Source organism: Ruminococcus sp. Marseille-P328 (genome assembly GCF_964249465.1).
In the GTDB taxonomy this organism is placed as follows: domain Bacteria; phylum Bacillota; class Clostridia; order Lachnospirales; family Lachnospiraceae; genus Blautia_A; species Blautia_A faecis.
In genome coordinates, this window is sequence record NZ_CAXUBQ010000020.1 from 84,519 (window position 1) to 94,677 (window position 10,159).

General features: G+C 45.4%; 8 protein-coding genes and 1 pseudogene. 1 reads left to right on the top strand and 8 read right to left on the bottom strand.

What is annotated here, in order from left to right; genetic code table 11:
• Positions 1 to 3: 3 nt before the first annotated feature.
• The 6 genes from ACESTK_RS14435 to ACESTK_RS14460 form a co-directional block, all read right to left on the bottom strand.
• The gene (locus ACESTK_RS14435; RefSeq protein WP_373120056.1) at positions 4 to 1,749 is read right to left on the bottom strand and encodes an MATE family efflux transporter; all 1,746 of its coding nucleotides are present in this window, start codon (positions 1,747 to 1,749) and stop codon (positions 4 to 6) included.
• Positions 1,750 to 2,052: 303 nt separating this feature from the next.
• On the bottom strand, positions 2,053 to 3,039 hold the full coding sequence (locus tag ACESTK_RS14440; RefSeq protein ID WP_148463505.1) for an ABC transporter ATP-binding protein: 987 nt from the start codon (positions 3,037 to 3,039) through the stop codon (positions 2,053 to 2,055).
• Positions 3,039 to 4,007, bottom strand: coding sequence for an ABC transporter ATP-binding protein (locus tag ACESTK_RS14445; RefSeq protein WP_373120057.1), 969 nt, complete (start codon positions 4,005 to 4,007; stop codon positions 3,039 to 3,041). The genes ACESTK_RS14440 and ACESTK_RS14445 overlap by 1 nt, the downstream gene beginning before the upstream one ends.
• Positions 4,008 to 4,152: 145 nt before the next feature.
• Complete coding sequence (locus tag ACESTK_RS14450; RefSeq protein ID WP_148463506.1) at positions 4,153 to 5,733, bottom strand: ABC transporter substrate-binding protein; 1,581 nt, start codon at positions 5,731 to 5,733, stop codon at positions 4,153 to 4,155.
• A gap of 142 nt (positions 5,734 to 5,875) precedes the next feature.
• Complete coding sequence (gene opp4C, locus ACESTK_RS14455; protein ID WP_173718543.1) at positions 5,876 to 6,745, bottom strand: oligopeptide ABC transporter permease; 870 nt, start codon at positions 6,743 to 6,745, stop codon at positions 5,876 to 5,878.
• A gap of 19 nt (positions 6,746 to 6,764) precedes the next feature.
• A complete protein-coding gene (locus ACESTK_RS14460; RefSeq protein WP_373120059.1) occupies positions 6,765 to 7,721 on the bottom strand; it encodes an ABC transporter permease in 957 nt (318 codons plus the stop codon).
• A 32-nt stretch (positions 7,722 to 7,753) separates the two neighbouring features.
• On the opposite strand from ACESTK_RS14460, the pseudogene ACESTK_RS14465 reads away from it, so the two are divergent.
• Positions 7,754 to 7,813 (top strand): annotated as a pseudogene (locus tag ACESTK_RS14465) (hypothetical protein); the annotation flags it as partial.
• A 5-nt stretch (positions 7,814 to 7,818) separates the two neighbouring features.
• Here the strand turns inward: ACESTK_RS14465 and ACESTK_RS14470 are convergent.
• Together ACESTK_RS14470 and ACESTK_RS14475 are read right to left on the bottom strand one after the other, a co-directional pair.
• On the bottom strand, positions 7,819 to 9,099 hold the full coding sequence (locus tag ACESTK_RS14470; protein WP_373120061.1) for a serine dehydratase subunit alpha family protein: 1,281 nt from the start codon (positions 9,097 to 9,099) through the stop codon (positions 7,819 to 7,821).
• Positions 9,100 to 9,289: 190 nt separating this feature from the next.
• Positions 9,290 to 10,027 carry an SDR family NAD(P)-dependent oxidoreductase gene (locus ACESTK_RS14475; protein ID WP_173735412.1) on the bottom strand — a complete coding sequence of 246 codons (738 nt, stop codon included), beginning with the start codon at positions 10,025 to 10,027 and terminating at the stop codon, positions 9,290 to 9,292.
• Positions 10,028 to 10,159: the final 132 nt, after the last annotated feature.

The window sequence follows — 10,159 nt, forward strand, 5'->3', positions numbered from 1 at the left end:
CTCCTAAAATGATATTATAGTATTATTCATATCAATTGCGCGGATATAATCCATTGATTTTGAAATCTTTTTCACCAGCTCAATTCCATGGATATCAAACTCCTCATGGTCATAGCTGTATTCCAACGGATTAAAATTCACTCCGTTGTCTCTTATCCTTAACTGGCAAATGTCATCTTCCAGGCAAAGATTGATGTCGATCCAGTTGGAAGTTTTTCCACCAAATTTAATGATATTCACAGTCATTTCTTCTGCACACACGGCAGCAAGATTGGCTCTGTTTCCGGATACACCGTTTTCCTTGCAGAACTCCAGGATTTTTCTGTTAACCGCGCCAGCTTCTTCCATGATGCTCTTAATGGAAAAATCAAAATTGATTCCGGGATTTTGGTCCGGAACAATATAAAAAGTAGAATTTTTGTGTTTGATCTTTCGGAAAATCCAGGCTGTGATCAAGGTTATGATCTCTGTGGCAACAAATGCAGCACCAATTCCATTTGTACCGATTCCATCAATCTGTTTCCAGATAGAAATTCCTATAAATGTTGCAGGAAGAACTGCCACTGCGTTTTCAAGGAAGGTAACAAAGCTTGCAATTGCAGTCTCTTCAATAGATTCATAATAGCTTACGGTAAATTTATTCCAGAGATAAGGCACTACACATAAAGCAAAAATACGCAGTGCATGAACCATCTCCCGTCCCAGCTCTCCGCCGCCTCCGAACATAATGGTGATCTGTTCTGTAAACAGCATGATCAGAACGAATATGACTGCCAGCACGATGTAGCTGTATTTCAGCATTTTTTTGCACAGGACACGGATTCCCACATAGTCTTTTTCTCCAAAAAGAATTCCTGCAACATTAGGAATTACGCCAATGATTCCGCCTGTAAGCATTTCCACGATCAGCAAAACATTGTCGCAGACCGTAAATACTGCCATTCCGTCTTCCCCGATCTGATTCATAATGATGGTGTTCAGGCCAAGGGCTTTTACAAAATTGGTTGCCATGAAAACAAGCATGGGCACACCTGTAATCACTGCCTCCTTCACGATTCCGAAATCCTTTGCATTCAGCCGCACGAAACTGATATTCCTCTTATCTGAGCGAATATAGAAAAGGAAAACCACCATGGCAAAAAGAAAGCCAAGTACCGTTGATAAGGATGCACCTGTAACTCCAAGTGGTGTAAATCTAAGAAATATGTAATCCAGCACAAGATTTATCACATTGGCTGCGATCAGATAAACAGAAGCAAGCTCCGGATGGTTTTCCACCCCAAGGTAGTTTACCATCATCAGACCGATTCCGATTACCGGTGCACCTAACATGCTGATGCGGATATAGTCTCTTGTATAAGTTGTCAAAACTCCGTCTCCGGATACCAGAAATCTGGCAATAGGTCCTGCAGCAGGAAATGCAATAAGAGAAAACAGCAGTCCCACCACGAGTGTGACAATAAAAGTGGCCGAAAACAATCTCGAAGCCCCTTCTTTGTCACGTTTACCAAGCATATTTCCTGCGGCTATGGAACCTCCCACACCCAGACAGTAACCGGTAAGCTGAACTATCGTTTCAACCGGAAGACTCATTGTGACTGCGGACATTGCTTCTACACCAATTAAATTACTTACAAAGATAGTGTCCACAATGTTTCCAAGCTGAAGTGCCAGCGACATCATAATACCTGGAACGATATACTTGTTTAATTTCGCATTCAGCAACCTGTTATTTCTGTTTTCCACCATTCCATCCCCTTTCGAAATTTTGGAGTATTTCTAAACAAAATCAGAATACTCCATATTTATATATAATTTAGCAAAAAATGAAATATTTTTCAATAAAGCAACGAAAATAACGTCAAATTAAACAAAAATAGCTTAAAAAAATACCGGTTTCCCGAAGATATCCCTTTAATGGAATTCTTTGGAAACCGGTAGTATCCTTCCTGATATGTAATTATTCAGCAGACTCCAGAACATGTTTAAAAAGGCTTTCTACAAAATGTACGTCACAATTTGCGGAGCCTGCAGATTGCAGGAAATAAATTTTCAGGCAAGCTCCAAAGCCCTGTGGCAGGCTGCTTTATGCCCCTTTTCCACCTCCTGAAGCACAGGAGCTTCCTGCCTGCAGCGGTCTGTTGCATAGGGACAGCGGGTATGGAATTTGCATCCTGACGGTGGATTGTAGGCACTTGGCACGTCACCCTCCAGAATGATACGCTGACGTTTCTTCTTCACATCTGGAAGCGGGATTGCAGAAAGAAGAGCTTTTGTATAGGGGTGCATCGGATTGGAATAAAGCTGGGCTTTTTCTGCAACCTCAACCACACTTCCAAGATACATAACTGCAATCCTGTCACTGATATGGCGGACTACACTCAGGTCATGGGAGATAAACAGGTAGGTCAGATTTTTCTTCTGCTGCATATTTCTCATAAGATTCAGCACCTGCGCGCGGACAGATACGTCCAGTGCGGAAACCGCCTCGTCACAGACAACAAATTCCGGATTCAGGATCAGTGCCCTTGCAATTCCGATTCGCTGCCTCTGACCGCCCGAAAACTCGTGAGGAAAACGGTTCAGATACTGTTTATCCAGTCCAACCTCCTGAAGGATCTCTTCCACCATTTCCCTGCGTTCTTCCTTCGTCCCCACTTTATAAACCTCAAGAGGGGCACTGATCAGATCATAAACGGTCATTCTGGGATTCAGGGAGCTGTATGGATCCTGGAAAATAATCTGCAGCTTCCGGCGCATTTCCCACATTTTTTTCTTATCATAGGTAAGGATATCTTCCCCATTGTACATAACCTGGCCCTCTGTTGCCGGGATCAGGCGGAGAATAGTTCTTCCCAGAGTGGATTTTCCGCAGCCGGACTCTCCGACCAGGCCCAGTGTCTCACCCTTTCTCACAGAAAGACTTACATGGTCTACTGCTTTTACTACAGATGGATTACGGTTCAGAAGCCCTTTTTTTGCCGTAAAATATTTGGATAAATCCTTTGTTTCCAATAAGATTCCTGTGTTCTCACTCATTATTTCTCACCCTCGTATCTGAAGCAGCTTACCAGAGAATTTTCAGCATGGTAAACGCCTGGTTTTTCTTTCATGCAGCGGTCTTTTCCGTAAGGACATCGGGGAGCAAATCTGCAGCCTGCAGGCATGGCGTCCGGTGCCGGAACGGTGCCCTCAATGGTATTCAGCAGCTCTACATCCTCATCAAGGCGGGGAATAGAGTTCAAAAGTCCCTGTGTGTAAGGATGCTTCGGTCTTTCAAAAATATCCTCAATGCTGCCGTATTCTACTGCTTTTCCTGCATAAAGAACAAGCACATCGTCTGCGGTCTCTGCTACTACCCCCATATCATGGGTAATCAGCATAATGGCTGTTCCCATTTTTTCCCTGAGCTCACACATCAGCTCCAGGATCTGTGCCTGGATGGTTACGTCCAGGGCTGTGGTAGGCTCATCTGCAATAAGAAGTCTTGGCTCGCAGGATACTGCCATGGCGATCATCACTCGCTGGCGCATACCGCCAGAAAGCTGATGCGGATATTCCTTCATCCGCTTCTCCGGAGCAGCGATCCCAACTCTTTTCAGAACGTCCACAGCTCTTGTCCAGGCTTCTTTTTTACCGCAGTTCTGGTGGAGCATAATTGGTTCCATCAGCTGGGTTCCAATAGTCAGAGTCGGATTCAGGGCAGTCATTGGATCCTGAAAAATCATGGCAATATCATTTCCACGGATCCTGCACATCTCTTTCTCCGGAAGCCCTATCAGTTCTTTTCCATCCAGTTTGATGCTGCCGCCGGAAATCCGGGCGTTGCTTCCAAGAAGCTGAAGGATAGACATGGATGTGACACTTTTTCCGCATCCGGACTCTCCTACAATTCCGAGGATCCTGCCTTTTTCTACAGAAAAGCTTACACCGTCAACGGCTGTGTTAATGCCTTTTTTTGTCTGAAACTGTACCTGTAAATTCTCTACTGAAAGTAAAGATGCCATAGCTGTACTCCTTTTTCTCTTAATTAACTCACTGTGATTCTTTCACAGCTCCTGAAATCCGCCAGACATGAGAGTCTTTTCTCTCATATTTGGCGGGTTCCAGGATCAAAAGCTTTATCCGCTTTTGTCCTGTTTCCCATTTTTATTACTCTTTATCCCACTCCCAGGAAGACCAGTTCAGACAATTAAAGTCTGCAACGTTCAGGTTCTTCATGCTCTTGTTGTAAGCGGTAAGAAGGTTCTTTGTATATAAGTAGCCCATAGCTGCTTTTTCTACAACCTTTTCCTGATACTCATCGAAGTATGGTTTTCTTGCTTCAAAAGTAAGCTCTGCGTTTCCTTTGTCGATCAGGTCAGAAAGCTCTGTATCCTGAAGCTGGCAGAAGTTGCAGGAGCTTTCCGGATAGATCATTTCACGGCTCTCACTTGGGTCAAGAGTTCCGCCGGAACCAATGATTCCAAGATCATGCTCGCCGTCAAGCATACGGCTCATCAGAGTTGCAAAGTCCATCTGCTCAATTTCTACATTTACACCGACATTTGCAAAATCCTGTACGATCAGGGCTGCACATCTCTCGGTAATGCTGCTTCCAGAGGAGATGAAGAATTTCAGTGTCTGTCCAGCCGGGAAGCCTGCTTCTGCAAGCATCTCTTTTGCCTTTTCAGGATCGTACTGAACCTGAACTTTGTCATTGTAGTATGGGCTTACCGGTGCGATCGGGGTCATGATCGGAGTTCCCTCTCCCATAAGAAGACCATTTACCAGTACGTCACGGTTGATTGCCATATTCAGTGCCTGGCGAACTTCCTGAGTAAGATATTCCTTCTGAGTATTGAAGATCAGAGTGGTATAGGAAGTGGTAGGAACAGACTCTGTTACCAGGTTATCCTGGGACTTGGCTGTTTCCCAGTCATCAGTCAGTACGGAACCGAATCCGATCAAATCAAGCTCGCCGTTCATAAGACCGGAAAGAACGTTTGCGGACGGTACTACACGGATGATCAGACGGTCAATATTTGGAGTTCCAAGATAGTAGTTTTCGTTCTTTGTGAACTCCATACGCTCACCATTGATCTCACTGTCATAGATGAATGGGCCGGAACCTACCGGATTTGCCCAAAGGTCAGGAGCATTGATCTCTTCTGCTGTTTTTCCTTCAAATATATGTTTCGGGATGATGAAAACAGTGTCGATATCCTGCAGGAATGTATCAGGATACATAGCCTCTTTTAATTTGAAGGTTACTTCATAATCGCTGTCTGCAGTTACTTCGATAGAATCCTCGGAAAGCTCTGCTCCGGAATCATCCACACCGGCAATGTACTCCAGGTGATAACGGCTCTTTGCCTCTACAGACGGATCAGAATACATCTGGTAGCTGAATACAACGTCCTCTGCTGTAACCGGCTCACCATCAGACCATACTGCGTCTTCATGAAGCTTAAAGGTAACTGCGTCACTGGCATCGTTTACAGTCCAGGACTCAGCAAGGCGTCCCTCAATGGAACCGTCTGCGTTTGTCTGTGTCAGGCGGTCATAAATCTGGTCACAGATAAAACGGGTGTAGTTGCTTGTGGTGTTCAGCGGCATCATGGTATCCCATGCCTGGTCCATGGCAGCTGTTACAACTTTTTCCTCTGCCTCAGCAGCAGCCGGAACAGCATAGCCTGCTACCATGCTTCCTGCAAGCAGGAGCGCTGCAGCCTTTTTCATGTTGAATTTCATAGGTCTCCTCCTTTTTCTTTTGTCAGGGATGTTTTTTCTCTGACAGGTTTTGTGAAGCAAATCAGTCCGGGAAACTCCCGGAACCAATCTTATGTCAACGGACTGTCCGGTCTTGCATCAAGACCTTCATGATCCTGAGACATTACAGTTTGATTTTCGGATCCAGCGCATCGCGGATGCCGTCGCCCAGAAAATTAATACTTAACACCGTGATCAGAAGTGCAAGTCCCGGCGGAAGCCAGATCCACAGCTTCTGGGAAAGCACAGTAATGGACTGCGCATCGTAGAGCATATTTCCCCAGCTTGCTCCCGGCGGCTGTACACCCATGCCAAGGAAGCTTAACGATGATTCAGAAAGGATGGCACTCGCCATCTGGAATGTGATTGCGATCAGGATCGGGGCAAAAGAGTTTGGAAGAACATACTTTGTCACGATCTTGAAATTGGAGGTACCAATTGCCCTTGCAGATTCTACATATTCTTTCTCGGATACGGAAAGTACATTTGCATAGATCAGTCTGGCAAACTGTGTCCAGCCGAGCACACCAATGACACAGGTTACAGACCAGACAGACGGTCCAAGAACTGCAACCAGTACCAGGATCAGCACAATTGAGGGAAAAGACATAAAAATATCTGCAATTCGCATAATAACTGCTTCCGCCTTTCCTCTGGCATAACCAGCAACCAGGCCAAGAGGAACTCCGATTGCGCAGCTGATCAGTGTGGAAACAAAACCAACCAGCAGAGAGGTTCTTCCGCCATACATCAGACGGGCAAAAACATCACGCCCGATAGCATCAGTTCCAAGGATGTGCGCTCCTCCCGGAGCTGCAGAAAAGGCAGTGTAATCTGAAGTATAAGGATCCAATTTCAGGATCATGGGAAGAAAAACCACCATCAGGATTTCCACGATCAGGACCACCAGACCTGCCATAGCCATTTTGTGTTCTTTCAGTTTATCAAGTACCTCGGAAAGATAGCTTACATTTTCGTTTTTCTGTTTTTTCATTTCTGTCTTCTATCCTCCCTTACTTATAGCTGATTCTCGGATCCAGAATTCCGTATGCAACATCAGTGAGAATATTCGCAATAAGAACCGCTGCCGCGATCATAACCGTGATTCCCATAATAACCGGGTAGTCTCGTCCGTTGATCGCTGTTACCATAAGAGAACCAATTCCCGGCCATCCGAAAACCTGCTCGGTTACAACTGCGCCGCCTACAATAGAAGGAATGGACATTCCCACAACTGTAACGACCGGTGTAAGGGCATTTTTCAAGGCGTGCTTCATGATCACTTTCCATTTGGTAAGACCTTTGGACTTGGCGGTACGAATGTAGTCGTCCTGCATAACTTCCAGCATACTGCTTCGCATGTGCCTTACCCATCCTCCGATCTGCTGAAAGGAAAGGACCAGACAAGGCAGGATCATGTGCTTCATCAGATCTCCGAATGTATGAGCTCCGCTTGAGCTGTACATTCCTCCTGATGGCAGAATGTTAAATACAATGGCGAACAGATAAATAAATACCAGTCCTACAAAGAAGTTCGGAGTCGCCATCATCAGCATAGACAGACCGCCGGAAAAGTAATCTCTTCCTGAATTCGGCCTGGATGCAGCAAAGATTCCAAGAGGAATGGATACGATCAATGACAGTACAATGGAGCTTGCCGCCAGAATCGCAGTAGCCGGAAGACGCTCCAGTATCATCGATGCCACCGGTCTCTGGGTGCTGTAGGAAAATCCCAGATTTCCCATAAGCAATTGTTTCAGCCAGGTAAAATACTGAATGATCACCGGCTGATCCAGTCCAAGTGCCACTCTCTTACGTTCCAGCTCTGCCGGAGTAATTCCCGGATCTGCCAGAAGTGCATCCAGCGGTGAACCAGGCGCCATATTCAGAATAAAATAGGCCAATATGGTAATTCCGAAAAAAGTGGGAATGGCAATCAGTATTCTTTTTAATATGTATTTCCACTTCATAGTGTTTTCCCTTCATCTCCTTTTCCTAGAACCTGTTTGAAAAAGTATTTCCGCAAGCTCCCGCAAATTGTGGCGCACATCTTGCAGAAAGCCTTTTTCAACCACGCTCTACCATAATCCGGATAATCTCTTTATCCGTTTCGCACATACCTTCCTTCGCCAGCTGTCCCACGTTCCGGATGGTATTTTCCACACCGTGGGTAACGATTCCATCACCGCCGTAGAACTGCTGTCCCTGTATGTACATTTCATAGCCCATGATTCCGGCATCGACTGCTGCTGAAATCTTGGCTGCGCAGGAGGCTTTCGCTCCGTCACAGATGATTCCGGAAACAATTGCCAGGGAATTCACGATTGTATGTGCAATTACTTCATAATCGCCGCCGTAGAGATAAGCAATTCCTGCACCGCTTCCGCAGCCTGCACTTACTGCACCGCAATAGGCAGAAAGAGTTCCGATTCCCGTCTTCAGATGAATGGTTACAAGATTGGAAAGCACCAGGGCGCGAAGCAATTTGTCATGGGAAACCTGCAGCTCTCTGGCAAATTCAATGACCGGAATGCTGGCAGTCATGCCCTGATTGCCGCTTCCGGAGTTGATCACCACAGGAAGCTCGCAGCCATTCATTCGGGCATCGGAACCGGCTGCTGCCTTGGCTCTGGCACGGATCTTAATATTGTCGCCGTAGGTGTGAAGAAGGACTTTTCCGATGTTCGCTCCATAGTTTCCACGAAGTCCCTCCTCAGAAATGGCTGTATTGTAACGGATCTGACGCTCCAGAACCTCCTTTACATCTTCTGTGTCCACAGTGTTGGCAAAGTCGATAATGTCTTCTATGTTTAATATGGAATGGTCGATCTTTTTCTCTTCCTTACCTGAACAGACATCTTTCTGGAAAACAGGCTGGCCGTTTTTCTCAATAAGGATGATATTGGTGTGCGTATCTACAATGCGGACACGGGCCGTTTCGGTACCTTGGGCTACGGTCAGATCAATTTCAAATACATGCCCGGTGGATGCCGGAATGATCCTGGGTTTCACCTGATCCATGTAGGACTTGATTTCCTCCTTCTGACCGGATGTTACTCTTGCAATTACTTCAAGGAGCGCTTCCGCATCGCCTGCGATCACACCCGCGCACAGAGCAGCTGCAATTCCCCTCATGCCGCCAGTATTGGGAACGATGACGCTTTTTACATTTTTGATAATATTTCCACTTACTTTAATATCCAGCTGTTCCGGCAGATTACCTAAAGTTTTTCTCGCCACTGCTCCTGCATAGGCAATGGCAATGGGTTCGGTACATCCCATTGCAGGAACCAGTTCTTCCTCTAGGATTTTTACGTAAGCCTGGTATTTTTCATCACTTTTGTGCAATGTTTTCTCCTCGCTTTCGCACAACATTATAAATACTTTAGCACACTATCTTCTTAAAATCAATTAATTCCAGAAATTTTATATTTAGAAAAATCCCGAACTATATTTGTGAATTTTGTTTTTGTTAATCACTTCGCGAATATAATCCTGATACAGATTTTTTATTTGGAATCAGATCACAGGATTCTTTTTAGAAATAGTCATATCCGCCATGAATGTCTACAACGCTTCCATTCATGTATCCATTTTTCAGAACTTCGTATGCCATATCTGCCACTTCGGAGATCTCTCCAAAGCGGTGAAGCGCAATCTTACGGTTAATACGTTCATAACTTTCCGGGGTGCGGTTTTTGTGCCAGCTGGTTTCAATGAATCCCGGGGCAATGGCATTGACCCGGATCTGCTTTGGTTCCAGTTCTTTTACCAGAGATTTGGTAAGGAAATGAATGGCGGATTTGGTGACGCCGTAAACCAGAGATGAGGAATAAGCCTGCTGTCCTGCGTAGGAGCCTGTAAAAAGAATGCTGCCGCCTTCGCTCATAATGGGGCGAAGTTCTTTCACCAGAAATACCGGAACAGACAGGTTGGTATTCACAATTTTGGTCCATTCGTTGAAGGTGTAGTCTTCATATTTCGCATAGGTGCTGATTCCTACGTTGTTTATCAGCCAGTCTACATGGCTCGCTTCTTCTTTGACCCGGGATACAAATTTCATCATTTCATCATAGGATGACATATCAGCCTGGAGCAACCGGATTTTTTTCTGATTTTCCTCTGTTTGTGCATGAAGAAATTCCTCCGCCTGCTCCGTGTTATGTCCATAGCTCACATATAAAATATCGTCCGACGCAGAATTTTCCAGAATTTTCTCCGCAATCCCTCTTCCGATTCCAGATGTACCGCCGGTGATTATGGTTACTTTGCTCATGGGATGTCCTCTTTTCTGTATATTTTATTACTATTTAGTGTGTTGAAAGTTGTTAAAGGCGGACGCATTCGGACAATGGTGATTGCTCACTCGCCGGCGCAACGCTCCAGCGAACTAACTGCTAACTGCGAC

Coding starts and splice junctions, on each gene's coding strand:
- ACESTK_RS14435 (WP_373120056.1), bottom strand. CDS start 1,749: ATGGTGGAAAACAGAAATAACAGGTTGCTGAATGCGAAATTAAACAAG.
- ACESTK_RS14440 (WP_148463505.1), bottom strand. CDS start 3,039: ATGAGTGAGAACACAGGAATCTTATTGGAAACAAAGGATTTATCCAAA.
- ACESTK_RS14445 (WP_373120057.1), bottom strand. CDS start 4,007: ATGGCATCTTTACTTTCAGTAGAGAATTTACAGGTACAGTTTCAGACA.
- ACESTK_RS14450 (WP_148463506.1), bottom strand. CDS start 5,733: ATGAAATTCAACATGAAAAAGGCTGCAGCGCTCCTGCTTGCAGGAAGC.
- opp4C (WP_173718543.1), bottom strand. CDS start 6,745: ATGAAAAAACAGAAAAACGAAAATGTAAGCTATCTTTCCGAGGTACTT.
- ACESTK_RS14460 (WP_373120059.1), bottom strand. CDS start 7,721: ATGAAGTGGAAATACATATTAAAAAGAATACTGATTGCCATTCCCACT.
- ACESTK_RS14475 (WP_173735412.1), bottom strand. CDS start 10,027: ATGAGCAAAGTAACCATAATCACCGGCGGTACATCTGGAATCGGAAGA.